This window comes from Mesobacillus jeotgali, from assembly GCF_014856545.2.
In the GTDB taxonomy this organism is placed as follows: domain Bacteria; phylum Bacillota; class Bacilli; order Bacillales; family Cytobacillaceae; genus Mesobacillus.
In genome coordinates this window covers 2,270,229-2,295,071 of the sequence record NZ_CP109811.1, presented here as the reverse complement: position 1 = coordinate 2,295,071, position 24,843 = coordinate 2,270,229, and the positions used below count along the sequence as shown (strand labels likewise).

The 24,843-nt window shown below is 38.4% G+C and carries 34 protein-coding genes; 7 read left to right on the top strand and 27 right to left on the bottom strand.

Translation table 11 applies throughout. The features are described from left to right. Window positions 1-26 precede the first annotated feature (26 nt). Entirely contained in the window at window positions 27-551 is a 525-nt protein-coding gene (locus FOF60_RS11670; protein WP_192471183.1) for a DinB family protein, read from the top strand. A gap of 68 nt (window positions 552-619) precedes the next feature. Here FOF60_RS11670 and FOF60_RS11665 read toward each other — a convergent pair whose 3' ends face one another. Next, a complete protein-coding gene (locus FOF60_RS11665; protein ID WP_023614440.1) occupies window positions 620-826 on the bottom strand; it encodes a ChaB family protein in 207 nt (68 codons plus the stop codon). Between the two features lie 197 nt (window positions 827-1,023). Here FOF60_RS11665 and FOF60_RS11660 point away from each other — a divergent pair, with 197 nt between their 5' ends. After that, window positions 1,024-1,857, top strand: a complete 834-nt coding sequence (locus FOF60_RS11660) for a DUF1206 domain-containing protein (protein ID WP_192471184.1) — start codon at window positions 1,024-1,026, stop codon at window positions 1,855-1,857. A 98-nt stretch (window positions 1,858-1,955) separates the two neighbouring features. On the opposite strand, the gene FOF60_RS11655 is transcribed toward FOF60_RS11660, so the two are convergent. The 4 genes from FOF60_RS11655 to FOF60_RS11640 all read right to left on the bottom strand — a co-directional run bounded on the left by FOF60_RS11655 (window position 1,956) and on the right by FOF60_RS11640 (window position 3,891). After that, complete coding sequence (locus FOF60_RS11655; RefSeq protein ID WP_192471185.1) at window positions 1,956-2,681, bottom strand: sulfite exporter TauE/SafE family protein; 726 nt, start codon at window positions 2,679-2,681, stop codon at window positions 1,956-1,958. A gap of 71 nt (window positions 2,682-2,752) precedes the next feature. Then, window positions 2,753-3,046: a hypothetical protein gene (locus FOF60_RS11650; protein WP_192471186.1), complete on the bottom strand. Its 294-nt coding sequence runs from the start codon at window positions 3,044-3,046 to the stop codon at window positions 2,753-2,755. A 3-nt stretch (window positions 3,047-3,049) separates the two neighbouring features. Continuing rightward, window positions 3,050-3,220, bottom strand: coding sequence for a hypothetical protein (locus tag FOF60_RS11645; protein WP_192471187.1), 171 nt, complete (start codon window positions 3,218-3,220; stop codon window positions 3,050-3,052). 107 nt (window positions 3,221-3,327) lie between these two features. Further along, a complete protein-coding gene (locus FOF60_RS11640; RefSeq protein WP_192471188.1) occupies window positions 3,328-3,891 on the bottom strand; it encodes an AAA family ATPase in 564 nt (187 codons plus the stop codon). A 178-nt stretch (window positions 3,892-4,069) separates the two neighbouring features. On the opposite strand from FOF60_RS11640, the gene FOF60_RS11635 reads away from it, so the two are divergent. Further along, window positions 4,070-4,321 carry a hypothetical protein gene (locus FOF60_RS11635; protein WP_192471189.1) on the top strand — a complete coding sequence of 84 codons (252 nt, stop codon included), beginning with the start codon at window positions 4,070-4,072 and terminating at the stop codon, window positions 4,319-4,321. 137 nt (window positions 4,322-4,458) lie between these two features. Here FOF60_RS11635 and FOF60_RS11630 read toward each other — a convergent pair whose 3' ends face one another. Then, window positions 4,459-4,836 carry a VOC family protein gene (locus FOF60_RS11630; RefSeq protein WP_192471190.1) on the bottom strand — a complete coding sequence of 126 codons (378 nt, stop codon included), beginning with the start codon at window positions 4,834-4,836 and terminating at the stop codon, window positions 4,459-4,461. Window positions 4,837-4,911: 75 nt separating this feature from the next. Then, the gene (locus FOF60_RS11625; protein ID WP_192471191.1) at window positions 4,912-5,367 is read right to left on the bottom strand and encodes a DUF4362 domain-containing protein; all 456 of its coding nucleotides are present in this window, start codon (window positions 5,365-5,367) and stop codon (window positions 4,912-4,914) included. 87 nt (window positions 5,368-5,454) lie between these two features. Between FOF60_RS11625 and FOF60_RS11620 the strand changes: the two genes are divergently transcribed. Both FOF60_RS11620 and FOF60_RS11615 read left to right on the top strand, forming a co-directional pair. Beyond that, entirely contained in the window at window positions 5,455-6,180 is a 726-nt protein-coding gene (locus FOF60_RS11620; protein WP_192471192.1) for a hypothetical protein, read from the top strand. Window positions 6,181-6,877: 697 nt separating this feature from the next. Beyond that, entirely contained in the window at window positions 6,878-7,318 is a 441-nt protein-coding gene (locus FOF60_RS11615; RefSeq protein WP_192471193.1) for a cell wall hydrolase, read from the top strand. A gap of 80 nt (window positions 7,319-7,398) precedes the next feature. On the opposite strand, the gene FOF60_RS11610 is transcribed toward FOF60_RS11615, so the two are convergent. The 3 genes from FOF60_RS11610 to FOF60_RS11600 all read right to left on the bottom strand — a co-directional run bounded on the left by FOF60_RS11610 (window position 7,399) and on the right by FOF60_RS11600 (window position 10,936). Then, window positions 7,399-8,157: an SDR family NAD(P)-dependent oxidoreductase gene (locus FOF60_RS11610; RefSeq protein ID WP_192471235.1), complete on the bottom strand. Its 759-nt coding sequence runs from the start codon at window positions 8,155-8,157 to the stop codon at window positions 7,399-7,401. Window positions 8,158-8,220: 63 nt separating this feature from the next. After that, on the bottom strand, window positions 8,221-8,904 hold the full coding sequence (locus FOF60_RS11605; protein WP_192471194.1) for a type 1 glutamine amidotransferase domain-containing protein: 684 nt from the start codon (window positions 8,902-8,904) through the stop codon (window positions 8,221-8,223). 226 nt (window positions 8,905-9,130) lie between these two features. Next, window positions 9,131-10,936, bottom strand: a complete 1,806-nt coding sequence (locus FOF60_RS11600) for a S9 family peptidase (RefSeq protein ID WP_192471195.1) — start codon at window positions 10,934-10,936, stop codon at window positions 9,131-9,133. 336 nt (window positions 10,937-11,272) lie between these two features. Here FOF60_RS11600 and FOF60_RS11595 point away from each other — a divergent pair, with 336 nt between their 5' ends. Beyond that, complete coding sequence (locus FOF60_RS11595) at window positions 11,273-11,677, top strand: GNAT family N-acetyltransferase (protein WP_192471196.1); 405 nt, start codon at window positions 11,273-11,275, stop codon at window positions 11,675-11,677. Between the two features lie 106 nt (window positions 11,678-11,783). On the opposite strand, the gene FOF60_RS11590 is transcribed toward FOF60_RS11595, so the two are convergent. The 15 genes from FOF60_RS11590 to FOF60_RS11520 form a co-directional block, all read right to left on the bottom strand. Next, the gene (locus tag FOF60_RS11590; RefSeq protein ID WP_192471197.1) at window positions 11,784-12,629 is read right to left on the bottom strand and encodes an aminoglycoside adenylyltransferase domain-containing protein; all 846 of its coding nucleotides are present in this window, start codon (window positions 12,627-12,629) and stop codon (window positions 11,784-11,786) included. Between the two features lie 131 nt (window positions 12,630-12,760). Beyond that, complete coding sequence (locus tag FOF60_RS11585; protein ID WP_192471198.1) at window positions 12,761-13,384, bottom strand: hypothetical protein; 624 nt, start codon at window positions 13,382-13,384, stop codon at window positions 12,761-12,763. A 118-nt stretch (window positions 13,385-13,502) separates the two neighbouring features. Continuing rightward, complete coding sequence (locus FOF60_RS11580; protein WP_192471199.1) at window positions 13,503-13,991, bottom strand: NUDIX hydrolase; 489 nt, start codon at window positions 13,989-13,991, stop codon at window positions 13,503-13,505. 123 nt (window positions 13,992-14,114) lie between these two features. Beyond that, window positions 14,115-14,789 (bottom strand): DUF5694 domain-containing protein, encoded by a 675-nt coding sequence (locus tag FOF60_RS11575; protein WP_192471200.1) that lies wholly within the window; start codon window positions 14,787-14,789, stop codon window positions 14,115-14,117. An 89-nt stretch (window positions 14,790-14,878) separates the two neighbouring features. Further along, on the bottom strand, window positions 14,879-15,664 hold the full coding sequence (locus tag FOF60_RS11570) for an ABC transporter permease (protein ID WP_192471201.1): 786 nt from the start codon (window positions 15,662-15,664) through the stop codon (window positions 14,879-14,881). Then, window positions 15,664-16,419, bottom strand: coding sequence for an ABC transporter permease (locus tag FOF60_RS11565; protein WP_192471202.1), 756 nt, complete (start codon window positions 16,417-16,419; stop codon window positions 15,664-15,666). Before FOF60_RS11565 ends, FOF60_RS11570 begins: the two co-directional genes overlap by 1 nt. A 4-nt stretch (window positions 16,420-16,423) precedes the next feature. Further along, on the bottom strand, window positions 16,424-17,368 hold the full coding sequence (locus tag FOF60_RS11560; protein WP_192471203.1) for an ABC transporter ATP-binding protein: 945 nt from the start codon (window positions 17,366-17,368) through the stop codon (window positions 16,424-16,426). A 185-nt stretch (window positions 17,369-17,553) separates the two neighbouring features. Beyond that, window positions 17,554-17,760, bottom strand: a complete 207-nt coding sequence (locus FOF60_RS11555; protein ID WP_192471204.1) for a hypothetical protein — start codon at window positions 17,758-17,760, stop codon at window positions 17,554-17,556. Window positions 17,761-17,824: 64 nt separating this feature from the next. Further along, the gene (locus tag FOF60_RS11550; protein ID WP_192471205.1) at window positions 17,825-18,178 is read right to left on the bottom strand and encodes a YunG family protein; all 354 of its coding nucleotides are present in this window, start codon (window positions 18,176-18,178) and stop codon (window positions 17,825-17,827) included. Window positions 18,179-18,213: 35 nt separating this feature from the next. Beyond that, entirely contained in the window at window positions 18,214-18,576 is a 363-nt protein-coding gene (locus tag FOF60_RS11545) for a hypothetical protein (protein ID WP_192471206.1), read from the bottom strand. A 180-nt stretch (window positions 18,577-18,756) separates the two neighbouring features. After that, window positions 18,757-18,951 (bottom strand): hypothetical protein, encoded by a 195-nt coding sequence (locus tag FOF60_RS11540; protein ID WP_192471207.1) that lies wholly within the window; start codon window positions 18,949-18,951, stop codon window positions 18,757-18,759. A gap of 71 nt (window positions 18,952-19,022) precedes the next feature. Then, on the bottom strand, window positions 19,023-19,550 hold the full coding sequence (locus FOF60_RS11535) for a histidine phosphatase family protein (protein WP_192471208.1): 528 nt from the start codon (window positions 19,548-19,550) through the stop codon (window positions 19,023-19,025). A 62-nt stretch (window positions 19,551-19,612) separates the two neighbouring features. Next, window positions 19,613-20,452, bottom strand: coding sequence for an aminoglycoside 6-adenylyltransferase (locus FOF60_RS11530; RefSeq protein WP_192471209.1), 840 nt, complete (start codon window positions 20,450-20,452; stop codon window positions 19,613-19,615). Window positions 20,453-21,009: 557 nt separating this feature from the next. Beyond that, the gene (locus FOF60_RS11525) at window positions 21,010-22,233 is read right to left on the bottom strand and encodes an MFS transporter (RefSeq protein WP_192471210.1); all 1,224 of its coding nucleotides are present in this window, start codon (window positions 22,231-22,233) and stop codon (window positions 21,010-21,012) included. Window positions 22,234-22,330: 97 nt separating this feature from the next. Continuing rightward, window positions 22,331-22,993, bottom strand: a complete 663-nt coding sequence (locus FOF60_RS11520; RefSeq protein ID WP_225650017.1) for an ArsR/SmtB family transcription factor — start codon at window positions 22,991-22,993, stop codon at window positions 22,331-22,333. Between the two features lie 324 nt (window positions 22,994-23,317). On the opposite strand from FOF60_RS11520, the gene FOF60_RS11515 reads away from it, so the two are divergent. Then, window positions 23,318-23,515: a hypothetical protein gene (locus FOF60_RS11515; protein WP_192471211.1), complete on the top strand. Its 198-nt coding sequence runs from the start codon at window positions 23,318-23,320 to the stop codon at window positions 23,513-23,515. Between the two features lie 497 nt (window positions 23,516-24,012). Here FOF60_RS11515 and FOF60_RS11510 read toward each other — a convergent pair whose 3' ends face one another. Both FOF60_RS11510 and FOF60_RS11505 read right to left on the bottom strand, forming a co-directional pair. Beyond that, a complete protein-coding gene (locus FOF60_RS11510; RefSeq protein ID WP_192471212.1) occupies window positions 24,013-24,234 on the bottom strand; it encodes a hypothetical protein in 222 nt (73 codons plus the stop codon). A gap of 92 nt (window positions 24,235-24,326) precedes the next feature. Beyond that, window positions 24,327-24,776 (bottom strand): GNAT family N-acetyltransferase, encoded by a 450-nt coding sequence (locus tag FOF60_RS11505; RefSeq protein ID WP_225650018.1) that lies wholly within the window; start codon window positions 24,774-24,776, stop codon window positions 24,327-24,329. Window positions 24,777-24,843: the final 67 nt, after the last annotated feature.

Genomic DNA, 24,843 nt, shown 5'->3' with positions numbered 1-24,843 from the left:
ATGTAAGACTGCTGGGAGGGTGATATATGATTAATTATAGGATTAAGTCCGTTGGTGGTTATTCAGAAAGGATTGGCGAATTAGTTTCAATGCTGGAACACACCAGAGCTGTTACCCTGAAGGAGATTAAGGGTTTAACTCAAAAGGATTTAGATTATCCCACGGATGAAGGGTCTAATTCAATCGGAGCACTGTTAATGCATATAGCCTCCATAGAATTTGTCCATCAGGTTATTACGTTTGAGGAACGAGATATTAACAAAGTAGAGTTTTTGAAGTGGCAGGCCGCCTTAGAACTTGGGCAACAGGCCAGACATACAATAAAACTTAACCAACTTGATTTTTACTTGAATGAGCTCGCATTAATTAGAGAACGAACATTGTCTCAACTAAAGAGTTATAATGATGATTGGTTATTCGAAGAAAGACAGTGGGATAATGGTGTAAAACATAACTGTTACTATCTTTGGTTCCACGTGCTTGAAGACGAAATCAGCCATCGCGGCCAGATTCGGATTATAAAAAGAAGGCTCCTGCAAAACAATCAGTAAAGCATAATTCTTTGAAAAAAGGGCTCCCTATGGGAAGCCCTTTTTAAACTGTAGCATGTACCGTCCTATTAATCTTCTTCTTTTCTTACCCATTCATCATCATCATTCTTTTCATACTCATTTTTAACGGCACTCCATGCTACCTTAAAAGCTGTTTCTTCTTCATCGTATTGCTCTGAGGCTGAATTGAATGCCTCTTTGAATATTTCCTGGGCATGATGTGGCAGGTTATCCTTTACTGCATCCGGCAGATCTTTTAAAGAGTTATAAGGCATTATGCTAACCTCCTAAAGTAGAAATCTATCCTTCACTTTTCCCGCAATAGAGAGAGATAAAACAATTCAGTTTATAAAGGCGTTTAATGGATGAAAAAAAGGAGAAGAGAAATCCCTAAATACGCCCGATGGTTTTCTTTTTGCGCAAATGGGGAACATCTTATTAACCAGAGAATCATAGAGGAAGTGTACAAGCAATGAATTCACAAACAATAGAAGTCAGAAATAAATTGAGGGAAGTAAAACCGTGGGTTAGACGGTTTGCTCGTTTTGGCTACATTGCCAAAGGTCTTGTATACGGTATGGTTGGAGTGCTTGCTGCCTTAGCTGCATTTGGACCAAGCGGTGACACTACTGGAACCTCAGGAGCTCTTCAATCACTCGCTGCAATGCCCTTCGGTGAAGTAGCCTTATGGTTTATCGGTATTGGCTTAATCGGTTACATTCTGTGGGATTTTATTAAAGCGATTAAAGACCCTGAAAATGAAGGAACAGATGCCAAGGGATTGATTAAAAGGACAGGTTATTTCATCAGCGGGCTAATTTATACAAATTTAGCCTTCGGTGCAATTAAATTAGCCAGCAACACGGGTTCAGCAAGCGGTGGAAATTCGGAGAAAACGATTTCGGCCAAGTTAATGGAACAGCCATTTGGCGTTTGGCTGGTCGGGATAGTAGGAGCAATTATAATTGGATATGGTGTTTACGAACTTTATAGCGGCATTAAAGAAAAATTCATGTCAAAATTCAAAACGTATGAAATGAATGATAAAGAACGAAAAATCGCGCGCCTTTCCGGTAAAATTGGACTAATCTCCAGGGGGATCGTGTTAAGTATGGTCGGTTTCTTCTTCATTCGCACTGCATACACCAATAACCCCAATGAATCCAAAGGGCTGGGCGGTGCATTAACAGAATTAGCAAACCAGCCATTCGGACAGGTTCTTCTGGCGGTTGTGGCAGTGGGACTTATTTTATACGGCATCTACCAAATTATCAAAGGCCGCTACCAATATATGAACTTTGGATAAAATGGAAAATAGATAGATATGAAATGATAAGCTAGTACGGAGGTAAAAACCGTACTAGCTTTTCTTATGTAATAAACATGAGTGACTAAACTCATAATTCATTTCCCGAATATACTGTTCAAAAACAGATAAACCCCTGTACTGCTCAACAGGATATAGGTAAAGATCCTGAATGTACTCTGATTGATCCTTTTATAAAATTTTTGACCGAGAAACATCCCGATAAGAACGATATGCACTGCAGACATACTTGCGAATAAGATGGTTTTGTTTGTTCCTACAATGGCCACCAGGGTGAGCAGGCTGACGAAATAGATAAACAGGTAAAACGCCAGCGTGGTTGCTCTCAGCTTTGCTTTTTTCGTTTCTGTGCCTGTTAAGTAAAGCAATAATGGCGGTCCTGGCATTCCGATGCTCGTCGTTAACAGACCGGATATTCCACCAACCAGATAGTCCCTAAACGGTGTCTCATTGACCCTGAATTGCAAAATCAACAACAGGGTTAGCAGCAACAAAAGGATACTAACGACTAATTTAAAAGCCTCTATGTCCATAGAAGCAAAGATTAATATACCAAACGGTACCCCAGCAATGCTTCCCAAAATGAATCTTTTCAATAAAATAAAATCAATATCCTGTTTGATTTTCCAAATAAGAGCCACCGAGATGATCAAGGACAAAATGATATTAATTTGAATCGCTTCATATGGCAGGTATAGCATTAATAAGAACGGTGTTGCCATTATGGAAAATCCAAAACCAGTGCTTGTTTGCAAAACAGAAGCGATTAGGATAATACTTATGAAAATGAATGCAGTTACCAAATCGGACCTCCTGTATTATCTCAAAAGGAAAAAAGCCGCCTGTATGGCAGCTTGATATTAATGAGAATCACTTATCTTCGATCATATTTTAACTTAATCTTTTCCTCTTTACCATTCCATTTAACCTTTACCTCAATCGTACTATCCTGATTATCGAGTGGTCTATAATCAGAATCCTTCGGAATATGCGAAGTACCTTCACTTGAACCCGCTAGAGTAAAGACTTCATTAACATCCAGCGGATCCCCTTCTAATACTTCTCGAACTGCGCTTCCATTATCATAAGAGTATTCCAAAGTACGGCCTAGATCTGGTTCATTGCCAATATACTTTAGTCTTAAAGTATGTTCTCGTTCATAGGTCATTTCTTAATGGTTTTCGAATTGTTTATGATCGCGATATTCGACCTTCCCCTTTTGAATCAACTCTGCGGACCAGTGTTCACTCTTACCTCTAAACGACTGATAATAATCCTTTGTAGTCGTGCAGCCAGTTAATATTGATAAGAAAAGGACAAACAGAATAGTTAATCTTTTCATCCAGTACCCCCTTCTCTTGATAATATCTCTATCCAGTAAAGTACCTCTCTTCTATAAAAGTTTATTAACAAACTCTTATTAATAATTCATTTAGATATTTTTATGGTTTATTGCCCTGCAATACGTAAAATTTCTTGAATCACAAATTCAGCTTCTTTATTATCTTTAATTACAAATAAGTGATCGGCTTCACCTTCGGCTGGATTGACTACATCCTCTTTTACAGAATCAGCCATCTGCTTATTCAATACTTGTTCAAAATTCGAATAGGACCCTCTGAATATATTGGTGATCCGTTTACTCTCTTTAACACGAGCTTGTAGTACAGGATATGGGATGTCAAAATGGACAATGATATGTATAAAGTCACCCTTGGGAAGCAACTCTCCAAAAAGGTATGACCGATCTTTTCGGCTTCGGTTCGAGTTGCAAATAATAAGATGATGATCAGTCTGGTCTTTTGCATAATTGACAATCAACCTGGATATAGCATGCTTGAATGTATTTGGCCCGTCCTTTGGTTGCAGTCTTTTATAATAAGTATTGATAAATTCCGCGTGGTTGTCCTGGTCAATCACTGTAGAGTTATCCAACTCTTTTTCTAAAGTTCGGGCGAATGTTGTTTTTCCACTGTGAGTTAGGCCAACCGTTATGATCACAAGCCTCTTCAACCGGCTCCCTCCTTAATAAGTGTATTATCAGGCATATTATCTTACAAATTTTTAAAAAATTGAAACTTTTATTCTGGCTAATCGTAATTACTTCAAGGGGGTATTCATCATCGGAAAAATCATTAGCTTTTCAGCAACTCTGCTAGCCATCGGATTAATTAACTTTGGGATAACTTTAATGACGAATTTTAGTTTTATAGAGATTTCAGTTTTTGTAGGATTGGCCAGTGTATTTCTCATTTATTTCTTCAGCTCAACTGGCGGAGTTACAAGTCGCAGCATTGATATGCAAGTTCAGGGTGAAACAGGCATCAAAATGAACCAAACGAAACAAACTTTTTCACCTTCTTATGCTTTTTATGCTTCGATTCTCTATTTGCTTGGATCAGTGATTGCCACATTTTTTATGTACAAAGAATACTTTATGTAGTGTTTGAAATTGAATTCGAGTATGGGATGACGGTTGTTTCATACTCATTTATTTACATCGGCAGTTTGTAAAAAAGGGCCATAAGAAAGACCGTTTTCAACTGTAAAACGGTCTTAGGCATAGGCGATTTGCAATTTTTATTTTTCCATCACCGCAAAGTAATTCTCCTCATCATCCGCAAAGTTAAATACTTTTCCTGAAGGCATGTTCACAATTTCCCCGACTACAACATTTTTCTTGGATAAATCGCTGCGCAATTCCTCAAGATTGTCAGAATAAAACATTAAAGATGGTGTACCAAGATGGAGTCCAGGCGACATTTTGGCGACGAATTCTTTATTATGAAGTACAATACTTGTTTCTGAATCAATACTTGTAGCGATTTCAATCCATCTCATTCCCTGCCCATTATCTTCTTCAGCCTTAATTATAAAACCCAATTTTTCCGTCCAGAACTTTGCAATAGCATCTTGATCATTTACGTACACCATGATCTGACCAATTTTATTAATCATGTATTTTTTCACTCCTTTTAAAAGTCTATAGATAGTTTCTATAATTATGGGCAATAATCCTCCTGCCTTTTTATTCTATTCTTGAATGACTAGAATCGTCTTGTCCCACTCCTTCTGGTTGCTGCATTCCTCCAAAACATAATCAGTACGTGTATCAGTCTTCACTACTGCAATCCCTTCGCAGTTTGCTTCTTCTATACTCCGTGATCCGAATCCGTCTCTAGTAGAATCGTAGATTGAGTGGATTTCTGTGCCGTCGAATTGCAAGTCGTGAATCATGGGAGCTCCCTCAGTTGTATATTTGACGATCCTGACTTTATCATTCTTACCTTGCTCAACGTGATCAACAAATGCATAAAATCTCTCTAAATTCGTAATTTCTCCATGCATATTGACTATATCATCCGGTGCCTGAATGTATTTAGGGGGTTCAGAAAGATCGACAGCTTCCTCTGGAATAGTTTGCTCCTCGTTCTGACATCCTGCCAGCATCAAAGTTAACAGGATTATGAATCTGATACTTTTCTTCATTAACCTATCCCCACTTTCCAAGTGTTCATTTAAATAATAATGGGTAATCTGTATGTATCTTAATTTTTAATAAAGGTGTGTTTTTCTATGAAGGATAAATTTTTCTCAGAGGTTGCCGTTCCAATCGAACCTCCTTTTGGCTTCATTCCAGGAAAGGAAACGGAACGTGACTTTACTTTTGACAGAGAGGATCGATTTAAGGATTACATATTGGAAAAGAATGGTCTATCCTATGGTATTAGTCTTGATGATAAGGGCCAGTGGTACTTCTTTACTTCGCTCGAATGTGGCTCGTTAGATGAATTGAAGCTTTCGAGGCAGATTTTTCGTCCTCCATATTTAAAAGATGAGGAATTAAAGCTGATCGATTTAATGATGATGGTGGATATTAAGCCATTATATGAAGGTCATGATAAAGCATACGGCCATGTACTTTCATTCGTCCATCAGCTGGATTCTGTTTCCGCTTTTAATCAGGCGAGGATTGCTAATTATGACGGCAACGATGATCCAACCATTATCAAGAAAATCCATTTTATCGAAAATGAGTACAAGGGTGAGAAAACTCGCTTTGTCTCAGGATTCGAGACCCGCTCCTTTGCAACTGTGACAGAAAACGAGTATTATGCAAAAGAAATTCACCTGCCTGGAAATGCGCGTAATTATTTGAAACTCTTTGTCTATTTCTCCAGATATGGTTCACTCCCGTCCCAGCAGATGATGCCAAGATTCCTTGGGAACCTTTGGGCCTCGACTCAAAGCTTGAATATCTCCGCCAACCCGGCGCTTTTTAAGGATGAAGGGATTGAATGATTTACACTTCGTCCCTGATTGTATAAGATTTGACCCAAATATGTAATTCTCCTCTTTTATGATCACATGTTGGGCCGTCTTGTGACCGTCATTCATGTTTTTTCTCTTTCACGGGCACAAGTTCGCTCTTCTTGTGACCGTGATTTGTGTTTTTCAACTTTCACGGGCACTAGTTGGCTCTTCTTGTGACCGTGATTTGTATTTTTCCTCTTTCACGGGTCACAAGTACGGTCTTCTTGTGACCGTCATTCATGTTTTTCTCTTCACGGGCACTAGTTGGCTCTTCTTGTGACCGTGATTTGTGTTTTTCACCTTTCACGGGCACAAGTTGGCTCTTCTTGTGACCGTCATTTGTGTTTTTCACCTTTCACGGGTACAAGTTGGCTCTTCTTGTGACCGTCATTTGAGTTTTTTACGTTTCACGGTCACAAGTTCGCTCTTATTGTGACCGTGATTCCTGATTTTCCTCTTTCACGGGCACATGTTGGCTTTACTTGGATTCCAAATTCGCTATCCTTCTCCTATACGGTTGGCCCCACTAATGTTTTGGGAATTGTGGGCTAAATTCTCACCGGATAGTGCAGAATTTCTCCCCTCCCGCTTAAAAGGATTTCACTGTTGTTTATCACCCAATATTCTGAACCTCTTAACATTATGACAAGCTGTTTTTAATACAATCTTTATTGAGGTGATAAAAATGCCAAGGGTAAAATATGTCGACAGTGACGTTGCATTGATTGCCAGGATGATGAGGGCGGAAGCTGAAGGTGAAGGACCGCTGGGAATGCTTATGGTTGGGAATGTAGTTGTTAATCGATTAAAAGCGAATTGTCTTGATTTTAAAGATTTAAGGTCTGTACGAGACGTAATTTTTCAAATTCAAGGAGGAAACTATTCATTCGAAGCCGTTCAAAAGGGGAATGTTTTTTATAACAGAGCTAGAAGTACAGAAAAGAGATTAGCTAAGCAAACATTGGATTATTGGAGACAACAACCTTCCAAGTATGCACTTTGGTATTTTAATCCGTATGCTCCTTGTCCGCCCACATGGTACAATCAGCCATTCGCCGGACAATATAAACAACATTGTTACTATGAACCAATTGCTAATACTTGTGAAAATGCTTATAGATGGTAAAACTGATCCCCAATCAAAGGGGATTACCCTTTATAAATAGCCGGGGTATGATATTCCTCACCCCGGCTTCAAACTAACGATCATTTCGTATTGGTAAACCCGCCATCAATACGGATGACTTCTCCATTAATATACTCCGCTTTAGATGTTAGCAGGAATGTAACTAGCTCAGCCACTTCCTCCGGCTTACCCAGGCGTCTCTGAGGAATCCCTTTCGTTGCGTTTTCCTTCATAGCTGGATTTGCTTCATAAAAGCTTTTGACCATCGGAGTCTCAGTTGGTCCCGGGGCAATCGCATTCACCCGCAAACCATCTTTTCCATACTCCGCTACCATGCTCTTCGTAAATCCTACAATCCCGTGCTTTGTAGCAGAATAGGTCACAACGGAATCCTGACCAATTACGCCTGCACTTGAAGCGGTGTTCACAATCGAACCTCCACCATTCTTCAGCATAACCTCAGCTACATATCGGACACCATAAAGTGCTCCTAAAAGATTAATCCCTACAATCTGTTCGATTTCTTCAATGGATGAATCCAGGAAATACGAGCCGCTGCCTGAAATCCCCGCATTGTTAAAAAAGTAATCAATTTTGCCGAATTGTTCAACCGTTTGATTCACATAGTTTTTAACATCTTCTTGCTTTGAGACATCAGCTTTGATAAAAATAGCCTCGACACCTAGCTTTTTTACCATCTCTACTGTTTCATTACCGCCTTTTTCACTGATATCAACCACTGCGATATTCACTTTTTCTTCCGCTAGTCGAAGTGCCGTCGATTGACCTAATCCACTTCCACCACCAGTGATAATTGCTACTTTATTGCTATTTGACATCACAAAATCAACTCTCCTTAGCATATTTTCCAACTTGGGTTATTTTCTCCTGAAGGGCGAAATTTATTTCCCCTTCTTCTCCAGTGCCTTAACCAGCTCTTCTCCCATTAACTCAGAAGAAAATGGATCCCGGCTCGTAACGAGCTGCTCGTCCGCCCAGACAGCATGTCCTGTTTTTTCTAGGTCCCCTTGATCATAATGGCTGATTTTCCGCATTTCCTGTTCAAGACTGAACGGCAGGATATCCAACAGACCTTCAGGCTCCATCTCATCTGGATAACCGGTCACTTTTTTACCAGCAATAAAACTATCGCCATTTGGACGCTTTGCAAACACAAGCGGTGCAGGGCCGTGGCATTCAGCAGCGACAATGCCTCCTCCGTCGTGAATACTATTCATAATCTTATGCAGATCCTCATCTTTAGCAAGGTCGTACATCGCACCATGACCGCCTACCACAAGCACGACATCGTAATCGTCCGCCTGCACATCTGAAAGCTTCATCGTATCATCCGCTTTTCCGGACTCATAAAGCTTCTTATATTTACCTTTCGGATCATATTCTTCACTGATACTCATTTTATCGATAACCGGCTTGCCTCCCAGCGGTGATGCCAGGTCAACCTGATGGCCCGCCTCTTCAAGAAGCTGCATCGGAGCAAATAATTCCTCTCCCCACCAGCCAGTTTCATAATTGTTTTTTTCGTCCTTATGTCCACTTGATAATACCGCTAATACTTTTGCCATTGAAAATACCTCCTTTTACTGATAACAGAATGTATTTTCCCTATTTCAACTGGTTTACTCTTAAAATCCATTTCCTCCTTTTGCCACGGAAAAAATCACGTTTTTTCACAATATGCTAATGCACCTTATCTGATGGAATATGCCCTCTCACTCTGCTGCTCTATGAAAAATAAAAACTCCCCACCACAGGGATGCCTCCTGCAGCTGGGGAGTTTGCATAAAGTATTTACTCTGCTAAAACCTTCGCTTCAACAAACTGATCAAAAAACTCAAGAATCGTACGATTTACAAGAATCTCGTTTTCCTTTTTCGAGAACCCATGTCCCTCGTCTTCAAGTACAAGGTATTTCACATCGCGGCCTTTTTCTTGCAAGGCTTTGACGATCTGGTCTGATTCCTGCTTGACGACTCGAGGGTCGTTTGCTCCCTGGATGATCAGCATCGGTTTGGTCATCGTGTCCAGATAAGTGATCGGCGAATACTCTGTCAGCTTATCGAAGTCCTTGACCGGATCGCCAACCCACTGATTCATGATTGGTTTCCAGTGCTCAGGGACGGATTCAATAAATGAGAAAAGATTAGACGGTCCGAAAATATCGACGACGGCCTTGAAATATTCCGGATGGCGGCCGTGTAATAGCAATGCCATATATCCGCCAAAGCTTCCGCCCATTAATAATGTCTTATCCCTATCAGCCAGACCATTTTCATAAAGGTACTCAAGGCCAGCAATGTTATCAAGGCGTGGTCCTTCACCCCAGTTGCCCTCGACCATCTTGGTGAAAGCTAGACCATAACCCGTTGATCCTCTGAAATTTGGAGCGAATATGCTATAGCCTCTGTTCACGAGGAATTGGAACATCGCACGGAAGAATTTCCGTTCTGCAGCCTGCGGGCCACCATGCGGCCAAAGGATGACATGGCCATTGCTCACTTCTTCCTTCGCCTTGAAAAATAAAGCTTCCATCATCATGCCATCATATGATGGGTAGGTCAGAACTTCAGGATCTACAAGCTCCTCTTCCTTGACTCCAGGAATAGACAGGTTCGTCAGCTGCTTCCACTCATCACTGCCCGCTTCCTTCATGTAAATGTTATTAGGCTTCGTCGCTGATCCGGCCAGAATATATACATTACCACTCTTAGCGACTGATCCACCCTGGATGATCGAAGCAGGCAATTGACTGTTTGTATATGTTCCTTCAGCTAAATCGTATTGATACAAATAATCATTGACCCCTTTAGATGTAACAAAATAAAGGCTGTTTGTGCACTTATCATATCGGATAGGCCCGAACTCTTCTTTTTCAATCGAAAGAACTTTGGTAAACTCATGTGTGTTGAGGTTGAACTTTGCCAGATAATCGAAATCTTCACCATATGTAGTGACAAAGTAGTACTCGTCACCTACAAACACTCCCTCACCGACTGTGAATTGCTCATCTGTTTCAGGAGTCAGTGAGTACGACTTTCCATCTTGAAAAATAAATCCAGGAGCGTATGTATTGGCATATTGTTTGAGGTAGGCAAAATTATTCTCTTCTTCGTCAACAGCCACTAAAAAGCAAGCAGCGCCCTCTCCCTCAACAACAATGCTTTCATCACCTGATTTCATATCATAACGATAAATATTCAGATAGGTTTCGTTGCCCTTGGTAGAAGTGTAGTAAAGTCGTTGATCGTCCTTTGATAAGAACGGATATATGTGGCGATGCCCTTCAGCCGTGCGAAGCGGCACCATCTCTCCACCCGCAGGAGGGAGTGCGTATAACTGGCCATTTTCATCACCGTCATTATCAAAACCAACCACCATAAAGCTTCCATCATGCGAATAGCTCAATGCCTGGCATGTCTGGTCAATGAATGTAAGCGGATATGGATATTGATTCGGCAAATCCATCGCCCATAAATTATATTTCCCTGTTAAATTCGTGCTGTAGACCAATTGCTTCTCGTCAGGACTCACTGTAAAAGACTGAATATTAAAGGTGCGATAAAAATTCTCAACATCTGGCTTCTTAAATGTAATCATTTCCCAAACCCCTATTCTTTTTAGAAATTTCTATCTATACTGAAAACTTAAACAGAAGTAGGGCTAAATGTCCAGCCATAACATTAATACACTTACGACATATTTCTTATTTAGCTTTCACATATAACGCAAATTGCCATAATACCCAAAATTGCGACAAAGTCTGAAAATAAAGTCAAATCCTGCGCTTTCCCGAGAAATAATTTATGCTTTTGAAGGATTTCCCCGGTCCAAATAGAATAATAGGAAAAAGAACAATGTCTGGAGGATCATGGATTTGTTACTTTACTATTGATTCATATTAACTACCTAAAAAATAACTGGGAGTTGATAAAAATGTTATATAGAAATTCACTTGAGGGAATTACGCCTGACATGCTGGAAGGCTTTTTTGTCGGTTGGCCAACACCGCCAAGTCGAGAGACTCATTTAAAATTATTAAAGAACAGCAGCAAAGTGGTCTTAGCGTTAGATAAAGATGCTGATCAAGTTGTTGGGTTCATCACAGCCGTCAGTGATGGTGTATTATCAGCCTATATTCCCTTCCTTGAAGTGCTGCCTGAGTACAAAAATAGAGGAATCGGCAAGGAACTAGTCCATCGAATGATGACCGAACTTGCTGATATTTATATGATTGACTTGTGTTGTGACGATGACCTGGTCCCCTATTACGAAAAGCTCGGCATGATAAAAGCAAATGGAATGATTTTTAGGAATTATGAGAAGCAGTCAGGGATTTAAGTAAGGCTTTTAATTCGGCTCATTTAAATTTCACCAAGTTCTTTCTAAAAAAATCAGTCCTAGCATTAGGACTGATTTTTTAGAGCCAATTTTCTTTGTAACGTCTTTACCTTCCTTCCCGCAAAGGTATATTGTTGTCAACTATATAATTACAATGATTAATGAGAAATTTAGAGAATGCTAAAGTGCTATTCAATCGATACCTCTCAGAGTTAAAAATCTTTTGTTTTTCACCATTACGTATATTCATTGCTTCTTTAATAATGTTGTGCCATTCCACTGGAAGCTGTTTTAGTCCGTATTCTCCAGCGCCCAGCTTGGAAACTATATCTCTTTCCTTGATTGTATAAAATTGACGCAGTAAGCCGAGAACGGTCCATTCTATTTCAAAATCAATCTCGCTGGTTGGCAGCTTAACCAACTGATCAATTGATGCTTCTGCCATTTGAATCCTGTTGGACCAGTAAGAATTCATATTTCCAACTACATAAGAAGTTAACGCCTGCGGCTGAGTATCTATACTAAAGTCCTCGATCTCTGATCCAAATACCTTCATTCCTTTACCTTTTAAAACCCACCAGGTTATAGGGTTAAAGTTAAAGTAGTCGCCGAATGCCAGCTCACCATTGTTATAGTAGAGATAATCAATGTTTTCCTCACTGTTATTAAATATCTTCCCTATGTCCTCATGAAGAGCATATACTCCGTCCATTTCCGGCTTCTTATATTTATTCTCAATTTGTTTATGAATATATGATAAAGCTTTCGAATCTGCCTCTGTTAACCGGCGATTTGTCAAAGTGATAAAGTCAATGTCACTAGAATCATCAACGTAGGCATCCAATGCGATGGATCCATGTATATATAACCCTTCGATGGTGCCAGGCAGATGTTCATTTAATAGGTTAATATAATCTTTTAAGACTTTTTCGACAACCTCTGGTAATACCATTACTGAATCCCCTTTTAAACACTTGCTAATAATTTAACTTTGTTTATATGTAAGAAAATCAACAAAAAGATGCCTCGATCCCTCGTGGATTAAGGCACAGATATTTCTTCATAGTTTAATAAGTGCAATCCCTAGTTCTTATTAACATTTTTTTCATCAATCTTTACCTTCAACACTAGCACCGTATCATCTTGTTCAATGATTTCTTTAACAGTTTCCTCATCCTGTAAATCAACCGTAAGAAGTGAATCACTTTCCGTTTCCCTATATACTGCAAGGATTTTTGTTTCACCCATTTCCAACTCTACTTCTTCCTCACCGATAGCATAGTCCCAAGTACTGAGACGATTAGTATTGGATTCTTTTTCAATGATCTGGGGTTGAGTTCTTACGTCAGGACCATAAAGAAATACTAATGGGGCATCAGTGTTTGGATTGATCATGCCAAAACCCATCGACCCTTTTTCAACTTTATTTGGACTGTTACCATAGGATAATTGCGTTAGTGGTTTTATATCCTTTTCTCCATTATTGTATCGTTCTACCCAAAGATTCACCCAGTTTTCATCAGCATTAGGCAAGGTGAAGTCAAAATCAAATAGAATTCCTAAATTTAACTCTTCAAAAGTTTTCACATACTTAGAATCTGAATTCACAGAGATAGTAGCGGTTTTGTCATTTGAATGAGAGCAACCAGAACTCAATACTAATACGAAAATGAAGATAAAACTGTAAATCGAATAGTTTTTTATCAAAGATCAGCATCCTCCAGTCTTTTACGAATATTATCATCCTGCTTATTCCTCGCCTACTGCTAAAAACATCCGATAATTTCCTTGAATGAAGATACTTCAATATTAATAGAGAAACCCTTTACCTCGTTATCCCAGTCTTGTGTTTAATGGTAAAGCTGGGAACGTTCACATACTCCATGTAATTTACTTCCCCATTAAAATCCAAATAGGCTTGATACCGAGTTTTAATAGCTGGATGCGCGATAAAGTCGAGAACGCGGTCCTTCGCTACCCAGCGGCTATCCGTTGTTTCTTCAGAAACAGATAACTCACCACCAACAGGTTTACATACGAAATCAAATATCACTTGGGTAGGAACATCCGTCACCCCATCATACCATTTGAAAGTTCCTGTATTTGAATACACTCCTACTAAATAGCTCACCTCGACATTAATGCCGCTTTCTTCTTTGATTTCACGAATCAATGCATCCATCAGATTTTCACCAGCTTCCACTTGTCCTCCTGGGTACACCCACCCACCGTCACGAGTTTTTACGATAAGGATATTTCCTTCAGAATCCTCAACAAACCCGCCCGCGGATACGATATGCGTAGGGAATGACATGATACAACCTCCTTCCTCTGATCTTCTTTGTGTAAAACCGTTCCTGCATGATCGTTTAATAGGCGAATGTTTCCTAATAAGGTGGATGTATCAACTTTTCTTTTTAAAAAACGTTAAAGGAAACTAACCCAAGTAATCACTTGGAACTTTTACGTCAAAAATCCCACTTTCTTTTATAAATTGCAACAATAAATGTAGGTGTGCAGCACCGTATAAAACAAAAATTCGATTTTCATTTGAATCAATCAGACTAACCAAGTTTTTATAGATTAGCAGATTACGATAATACCAATACTTTGCAGTCCAAACAGCCCCAGCTGGATTCTCCTTACCACCGACTAGAGACAGTTTCATATACATTTCTTGTCCCCTTAAAACATTTTGCGGATCATTCATCCAAAGCAAAAATTCTCTTATCGAGTGTTTTTGTTTATATGTATTTGATTCAGATACTATTTCCTCCGCAATCATTTTAAATGCTTTATATTCATCAGTGTCTTTCCACTCATCTAAACCTGATAAATCCGGAATGCCATCTTCATCTTTATTCCAATCCACCGCATACACTTTTTTACGGCCGCAATCCTTAGCCAAACGGAAGCCTATTTGATCCACCTCATTAATGGTTAAGGTATAATCGCCCTTAATAAAAGATTCATATTGTTTATTCAGCGCTTCCTCATTCTCTTGTAACACTTCTAACGCAACTTTTGTTGGTTCAAATTCTCTCAAACAGTTGATGACATCGCGAATTTCGGTTTGACTCGTTTTAGATAAAATATCCTCTTTGTCAGTCATAAACAAATCACCATTATTCTGTTCCGAAAAATGGTCAGTACCGAGAATTAGTATAGATGGTTTAATAATAACGGCCTCCTTAAAAATATTTATATATTCTTCAATAACGCCCCATTTTTCCGTGCCAACTTTTCCATTACAGAAACTAAAAGGACTGACACAGTTAAGTAACAAACGCCTATAATAATTTCTTTACCTAATAGCTGATATACATCATAATTCTCCAGGCTATAGATGGAGCGGAGTGCTTCGATGCTATGGGTAAGCGGGAGCATTCGAGCTAGCATTTCTAACGGCTCGGGCAATAATGTTACCGAAAAGTTGACTCCGCAAAACACCTGAAAAAATGCCAATGATATATTAAGGAATAAGTTAACATTAGAGAACAACAGGCTCACTGAGGCAAAAAGGAATGAGAAACTTATAACGGAAAACATGGTAATAGGTATTAGCATTAGCAGTGTATCCAAATTACCGGTTGGCATTGTGATTCCAAATAACACCCACCCTATAACCAAGCCTACGATGAACACAAATAACCCATCCAACAGAGGAACAATCCCCTTACGGAAGATGATCAGCAGTGTCGGTGTGGGTGAAGCTATATTCAGTTCCAATGTTCCATATCTTCGTTCCATCCTAAACATATTCATATAGTTAATCATGATAGTCTGGCAGGTGTAATAGGCGATGTTGCCGATCACAACATATTTTAAATAATCCGATCCAACCAGTGAGCTAGCCAAAGTTGCGAAAAAGATGTAGTGCATAAAAGGGTCAACAATACGAAATAGAATAAACAAACGGATCGTTTGAAAAGAATAAATTGCTTTATATGATAAATTAGTAAAACCATATTTATTGATTAAAAACATCAGATCGCCCCCAGACTTCCGGTCTTACGCAACACTACCTCAATTTTTTTCACAATAAAGTAAGCCAGGAATAAATAAATCATGCTCACTACAATTGAAATCCCCATAGATGAAAACATAGTTTGGGATAATACTAAAGTATCCTGTACTGACTTAATCCCCCAGGTCATTGGTATTAGATAAGCAATGAATTTAAGCACAACTGGAAACTGTTCAACCGGGATGAACACTCCGCAGAGTAAGATCATCGGTGTAAGGATCAAGTTTTGGAAATCAAAAACATTTTGAGAAGCAACAAACACTATGGCTAAAATAAGTCCAACAACACTTAAAGAAAACATCAGAACGAGTATCGAAAGTAAGAAGTAACCATAGTTGGCAATCCCGATATTAAATTGAAAAATAAATCTCGCGTAAATAAAACTTAAAATCATGGAGATCAAGGCAATAACAGAATTACTTAAGGCTTTTGTCAAAATGACCGCAAACAATGAAGCTGGCGCAGCAATTAACAGCTTAAGTGTGTCATTCCACTTCTGTGAAATCAACGCTGATCCTGATGAATACAATACATAGCTCCACATGCTGATTAAGGCAGATGCCAACACAAACTTGTCTGAATTAATATCTCCCCTAACTTGCTTTAAAAAGTAAACAATCGACAAAAACATAAGCGGCTGGAAAAACAGCAGAAATTGATACATCTTATTATTAAAGTTAGTAAAATATTTAATTTCTCTTATGAGCAGGTACATGTTCTCACCCTACATCCTTCATATGATAGATATAGGCATCCTCAAGCGATATGTCTCTCTTACTCAATTTTAATATATCCCCAAATTGGTTTAAGTAGGCAGATACCCTTTCAAGAACTTTTTCATTCACTTCAAAATTCAAGCTATAATAAGGCTCTTTAATGACTTCGATACCCAGTTTATTAAGATAGTGGTCTGCTTTTAGCTTATCGATATCATAAATACTCATCGTAGCTTCGTAAAGATTAAGGTGATTACAGCTCTGCTTTATGAAATCCGGTTCGCCTATGAGGCTTATTTTCCCGCCTTTAATAAAAGCAATACGATCACAAAGCTCATCGGCTTCCTGCATATAATGAGTCGTCAAGATGATGGTAATTCCTTTGCTTGATAAATCTCTTACAATGTCCCTCAGTAATTTTGCCCCGATTGGATCCAGGCCTATTGTCGGTTCATCAAGGAACAGGATCTCAGGATTATTGATTAAACATCTAGCGATATGTAATCGTTGCGTCATACCCTTGGAATAGGTATGGATTTTTTGGTCCTCTGCGTCCTCTAATTTAACAAGGTGCAATAAATCCTTTATCAACGCAGCTTGTTCTTTATTTTTAATCTTATAAAGCGTACAAAAATAATGCATATACTCTTTTGCGGTAAGTCTGCCATAAACGCCTCTTTCACCACCGTAAACAAAGTTTATTCTATTGCGGATCCTATGACTCTCAGATACTACATCATAGCCAAGAACCTTTGCATCCCCGGCAGTAGGCAGCAATAAAGTAGTTAAGATTTTAATCGTAGTCGTTTTACCAGCCCCATTCGGCCCCAGTAAACCAAATACTTCCCCCTTTTTCACATCAAAAGAAACATCATCCAAGGCATTTTTTAAGCCCGTTTTCAATTTGTAAGAACGCGAAAGCCCTTTAACTTCAATAACCTTTTCCATGTTATCCCCCTAAACTATTTACTCCACTGATAAATATTACCATAATTTCTCAAAAAATCTACATATTGTTTAAATATTCTTACAAAACCTCAGAGAGATAGGCTTAGTTGAGAAGGCATTAGACCTGGCAAAATAAAAAAGCGCAATCCCGAAGGAATACGCTTTTTAACTTAATCAAAAGTAATTTACTCTTTAAGATTTTCCTTTTTTTCCATCTGTTTCACTTTATGTAGTATCTGAAATAAAATTGTCGTAGTAAAAGAAAATTGAATAATAAACAAAAGTAAATAAAGGAATTCTATATTATCTCCGCCTATAATAGCCCCTAATCCATATACTAAAACAAAACTTCCGATGAAGGTCATGATGAAAATCAACAACCAATTATCCATAATTTGTTCTCCTTTAACTTGAACTTACTAATCTTGCTATTAGATAAACAATAGAAATTCATTATTACCTTTCCATTAAATTATCCATCACACTCTGTTTTAGAAAATCATATTGTTCCTGATTGGTATCCAAGAATGCTTCTTCTCTATTCGACGGAATATCCATATACTCAATATCTTCATTGAACTGTGAATCCGTAAAATCATAACATTCACCATTGATTTCATTATAGTAATGCCACCCTTCAGATAGAAAGGTCTTTCTAATTTGTCCTCCAAGTAGATCATTCACTACTAATGCAGTTACACCGCATTGCCCTTTTGCTGGATTGTCTTTAGTCCATTTTGAACTAGAATTTATTGACCAAGAGTTTAATAATGCTTTTTGCATATCTGCATTAGATATTATTTTCCGCATTTTGATAAAATCCCCTTTATTAACTTCAGATATAATTACTCATTGGTCAATCGTTTTGTTTCATCTACCAATGAAATCTTGCCCAAAAATCCAATAACATTTAAATCTAAAATATACGACGGATTCTCAAAGTTTCGATATTTCACTTCTCTCTTCATTACAAATGTGCCTGGTGAATATCCTCCGCTCGAAACTTGCATTGTAATCACCTTGTTTTCTCCACCTTCGATAACTTTTACCTTAAACGCATCGCAATTATCATCTAAACAATTAACATCATAAGTTTGTTCCATCCATACTACAAAATCTGTTTCGCTTGGTTTTGTTAGAACGAAAGTGATGCAAACCATCACAACTACTCCTATTAAAGACAATACACTCCATTTTTTCTTTTTCATAAACACTCCCCCCTAAAAGCACAGGCAAGGCACAAAGGTCCTTCGTCAATTGTTTAATAAGGATTCTATACAAAAGGCCGAAACCCTCCGGATTCAACAACCTAGCATCATTGACTAAATGTATCCAGCAAAAAGGCGATTAATCCTTCCTGGATAACCGCCCGTTCACGTCTATCTAAATTACTCGTCATTATCTAAATCATTTTTATTAGCTTTGACTCCATACTTTTTTTCAATAAATTGGCCAACAACAGATTGGTTAATCCCTTCCCTGACTGCTTTTAAAATGACTAAATACATAATAATTACACTTACAATCAAAAAAACAATATTAAAAAGCAGAACAAAACCAGGAGCTCCTATATTTGAGACCATATTTACACCCCGCTTCTAATGTTAGCCTATTATTACCGATAATGTTCAAAAAAACATGGTACAGTTGCATATCATCCAAATTCATAAGTTTTATAATCGCCAGTATCGGATGAGAATTTCAATATATTCCTATCAGTTGGTATCCCTTCAACATAAGCCCCAATACAACCTGTTGTGCATCTGTGGCCAACAATAAGAATATTTAACTCTCTAATTCCATGCTGATTCTCAAGTTCATTCATAAAATTAAACACCCTTTTTACAAACGCATCAGGGTTTTCAATTCCTTTATAAACTGAAGGATCAGGTAATGGACCAGCCATCTTGACCTCATTAACATTTAATCTGTCAGCTTCTCCTAAATCAAAAACATCCAGTCTATCATCTTTAACGGCATTAAGGCCGGTAACTATTTCTGCTGTTTGCATTGCTCGAAGCTGCGGAGAAGAAAAGACAAAGTCGAATTTTATGTTATGCAACCTATCCCGTAACGCTTTGGCTTGTTCTATTCCATGCTCGTTTAATGGCAAACCCTTTCTCCCTTGCATTTTTCGTTCTTTATTCAAATCTGTTTGACCATGTCTAATTACATAGATCAAGTATAGTCCCCCCTTACTCATGAATAAGAATTTGTCATTGATCTCCTAAAAGTAAAGATCGATCAAAACACCATATCTATAATTTTTTTGATATGGTCTTCGTTCTCTGCAATATTCACTTGTTTACTGAGGAGTTTATTCAATCTAAAAATTTCCGGGACGATACTGGCAATTGTTTTCATAATTTGATCAGGATTCCGGCTGCTTTCCCAACTTTTTAAAAGAGATAATTTCGGTTCTTCCAATTTGCTTCTTTTGCCCTCAATCTTTGACCAAACGCCATAAGGACTGTCCAGGTGTTCTTCCATTTCCATATACCATCCAGAAACGACTAACCATCGGACTCGATCTAAATTCGCTAGTGCGTAGTATATTTCTCCCCTCATAACGGCACGATAAGTTTCGTGTATGAAAGCCAGAAGTTTTCCTCGCCAAAACTCAACCTCGTCTGCTGAAGGTTGATAAACATTATGTGATGATTCACGAATGATATCACTAATAATATTGTTCGGGTCGTAAAGTACCTTATAACCTTTTAGCCAAATAGATGGTACCACTTCCTCAGGTGAATGATACCAGCTATCTATTTTTACAAAAGAATCATAATGGGTAACAACAACTGGTGATGCAGGGTTAAAATCCTCGTAAAATAAAACATTTCCCCATTTGGCTGCCCTGTTCCGTTTTTCCTTTATAAAATTTGCTTTCTGTCCTGTAGTAACAATAATATGTAAATCTATATCCGAGTAATTGTCAAAGTTTCCTCTGGCTAGTGACCCCGCCTGATAAATTGCCAAAACTTTTGGATCAAATGTTAAATCCTTTAGTGCACTCTCCAAGAGAATGCCACGTTGTTTTGGCAGAGTTAAATCCCTTTCTAAATGTTTACTTACAAATCCCACACATAATTCCCATCTCCTTATCGTTAGAAAAAAACCTATCACTTGAACTATTCTGCATTTGGAAAAGAAATTCCTTTTTTCATTGTTATTTTTGGAGAATATAAAAAGCCGTTAATCCTTAAAGGGACTAACGCTTAAAATGGTGACCTTCTTTTTCTGCTCTGGATGGCCTATATACCTCACCTATGTTTGAATCTTACGACCAATATACAAAAAATGCTGACTTGTACCAATAATATTTTCATCGGAGCTTAGGCGATATCCGAATTCTATCTACTTTCTGTACTCACTTTCTTCTAAAGAGATTATTTCTTTTTCTCATAACCTAGAACATTTTCAATTCCCGCAAATGTTAGCTCCTTCAAACCGCAGTTTGCCATAAATTCTCTTGCTTCAAATGGATTTGTAAAATAGGCGGTTGTAAAACCTACTCCTTCCTTATTTTCTCCGTTTTGTAAATGACCTAGTATAGTTTGGACAGATTCAATCGAATATAAGTTTTCATAACTTAGGGAAGAAATAGTGCACCACCCCATTATGGTGATGCACCGATTTAATCAATTTTTAATTGTTTCCATCAAACGAACTTTTGAAAGGACACCTGCAATGAATGGGAGGAGAGCAACCAAGCCTATTGCCCAATTGACTCCTAGAAGATCGGCAATGATTCCTGCCATTAATGCCCCGAATGCATAGCCGCTGTCACGCCAGAAGCGGTATACTCCCATTGAGGAAGCTCTCCAATCCGGATCGGCAACATCACTGATTGCTGCTTGCAAAGTTGGGTAGACCATCGCAGTGCCAAGGCCTAATAAAAGAGCTCCAATATTCCATAGTAAATATTGATTGGCAGCGAGTATGAACCATAATGCAGCAGCTTGCGTCCACATGCCGTAAGTGATTAAAACTTTCCTCCCGATTTTATCGCTTAACGTACCCGTAAACAATTGAAAAATGCCCCAGGCAGCTGGATATACGGCAACAATAGTACCGATTTGCCCAACGGATAATCCTGCAGCAGTGAAATAGATGGGGAAAAGACCCCATGCCATGCCATCCTTTAGGTTCGTTGACAAGCCAGCAAAACTAATGGTAGATAAATTCTTGTTTTTCCAGGTTGTCAAAGCAAATACTTCTTTGGCCGATCGAGTAATTCCCGAACTGACTGTTCCACTATTTTTAACCTGAAGCTTCAAGTGCACAGTTGTATCTTTGACAATCAACGATAGCAGAATCCCGACCAAAACAATACCTATCCCGATATAGAATGGCTCAGGCCTTAAGGAATACGATGAAGCAATATATCCGGAAACTGCTGCCATGATCGCTACGCCCGAATAGCCGGCAAATTCATTCAAACCTACTGCTGTACCGCGTTGGGTCGATTTAGAAATATCAATTTTCATATTCACAGTCATTGACCATGCCAGTCCCTGGTTAATTCCGAGCAAGATGTTCGCAACAATAATGACCCACCATGCATGCGCGAAGATAATGAGGATTGGTACGAAAAGGCCAACAAACCAGCCGAGCAATAACACTTTCTTACGCCCAAGCCGATCTGCAATTTCACCTGCGAAATAGTTTACAATGGCTTTAGAAAATCCAAAACTGATAATGAATGATAGCGCAGCACTTGCAGATGCCAGTCCGAACTGTTCTTCCCCAAGAAGCGGTAGAACGGTTCGCTCAATCCCAACCATTGACCCAACGAACAGGTTTGTCACGACCAACAGCACAAACTGAACGATGTTTTCCTTAATCCCGATTTTAGGCTGCATCCTTCTCACCTCCAAAAATAAAGTCCGAAATAGTCTTCAGGCAATTAAAATTACTAATATCAATGAAACAGCTTGAAGCAGCTATATTGTAAAAGTTTTAGTGCTGTATTTGTTTCCATTCATTAATACCTGCATCAAGCAATGTAGCTTGATATCCTCTTGATTTTAGAAACTCTACTGCTTCAGTAGCATACACACAATACGGTCCCCGGCAGTATGCCACAATCTCTTTATCTTTCGGCAATAAATCCAGGTGGTGTTCTAATTCCGAAATCGGTACTGATAAAGCATGTGGTAAATGGTCGTGCTTATATTCTTCAAATGGTCTTACGTCCAATAAGGTGACAGCATTCCGATTCAACTTTTCAGTTAACTCCTTAAACGAAATAGGACTTAATGAGTTTTGTCTAAGAATGTGACCTTCCCTTACAAGCTTCACATCTGATATACGCTCCTCAGCCGTTCCTCTTAACGCCAGCACAAACATTAACACTTGTTCACTAGCTAAGCGATAAATCACATAGTTTTTGTCCTTTGTGTAATTGACGAGCTTAGACTCGAGCAATGACTGCAAATGCTTTGAGGTGTTGGCTATGCTCATTTTCGTATCAGCAGCCAGAGCTTCAACCGTTTTTGGGCCCTGAGTCAACAAATCCAATAGTTCAATCCTCTTGGGACTTGAGATTGCTTTTCCAATCCGAGCAAACTCGCCGTAAATGAAATCCTTAAATTCCCGAGCTTCTATAATGATCCCCTCCAAAAAACAACTATTCAACTGATTAGTTGAATAGTAACATTAGAACAATCTCTTTGTAAATAATATAAAAATAAACCATGCCATAGTGTTATCCTGCTGGCATGGTTTTATATATTAGTTACTTTAAGGATCTACAATTGTTTTTATAAGAGCCAATCGCTCTGTTCCATATGTCGGGGAATTGTTAAGGATTACTAATAGCAGCATGAGGTATGCAGTAAAACTTATCCATAATTTATTAAAGTCTCATTGATTGATAGACATTCCCAAAAACAGAAATTATTGTATAATTATGTAAAATATTAAAGTTTTTTGGGGGTAAGATTAATGAAGCAAAAATTAAGTTGGCTATTTAATCTATTAAAAGGGATTGGAGTCATAGCCTTAACTTTATCTTTTTTTAAAATAGGAAGAGATTTCATTCAAGCTTATTTAGTATGGTTTTTAGCATCCCTCTGGGTCGGACTGGCAGGATCTTTCATTCTTGAAAAAATGGGTAAGAATACTAAAAAAAGTGAGTTGTAGTCATTTTATGGAGTTGCTTTGATAGAATATACGGGTGGACTTCAAAAAATCACAGGGTACTCCCTAAAAGAGCTCTTTTATCGGACACTTCTTCATGCTTACGTCTTCCATTTGTCCGATAGAGCCCTTCTATTGGACACTTTTTCACGCTAGCGCTTTCCGTTTGGTCGATAGAGCTCTTCTATCGGACACATTCTCACGCTTGCACTTCCCGTTCGGTCGATAGAGCCCTTCTATCGGACACTTTCTCACGAATATACCTTCCATTTGTCCGATAGAGCTCTTCTATCGGACACATTCTCACGCTTGCACCTTCCGTTTGGCCGATAGAGCTCTTCTATCGGACACATTCTCACGCTTATACCTTCCATTTGTCCGATAGAGCTCTTATATAGGGAACTTTCAGTCATTTCACTATTCCTTTGATATATAGTGCCTTCAAGAAAACATAGGGGCGAAACCCAAACGACTTACTTTATCTAATATAACCGTTCCAATTAAACTAATCCTTCTTTCTTCCGCTGTATTAAATAAATGATCAGACCTATTGGACCTGTGATGATTGTTAAAACCCATAAAATATGCCGTTTGATCCCGACAAAATATTTGTCCGAATCATAGTACACCCAAATTCCGATTACGATGAACAAGGCAAAAATTGCAGCAATTTCAAGTTGGTGTCCACTAAAATCTGTATTCCTGGCCAAGCCCCATCCCATGATTTCAACACCCCTTACCGTTTTATATAAACTTTACGAGCGTGTTGAAAAAAGGTTTCAATTTTCAGTAAATTAAATTTAAAAGAAGTAATTTATAGGATAGTATATTTAAATATCAGTTCTCCATTTGAATCTCTTTCATTGGTGTATTCAAATCCCAAGCCTTTGTATAATCTATGAGCAATTGTGTTTTCCTCGATAATACTTAAATAAATAACATTGACTCCATATTCTTTTGAAACTCTATCAATAAGTTTAATCATTGCCATTTTTCCAAAACCCTTCCCTTGGTATCTTTCATCTATGATGATTCTATCAATCCAGGTATCTCTGTTAGGACCAAAAGAGCCGTACATTGCAAATCCAATAATTTTCTCATCAAAGTAAATAGCAACAGGGTGCCATTCTTGATAAATAGCAGCTTCTTTTAAACATTCATCAACAGTTTCGATAAACCTTTCCTGGCCTGGTTTTAATTTTATATTTTTCACAGTGCATTCGTTCGTATGATCAATATCCCTAAAGTACACTTCGTTTATCATATAATCATAACTCCCCACTTGAATTTCCCAAACGTAAACAATCCATAACCCAGTTCAGAGCAATCCA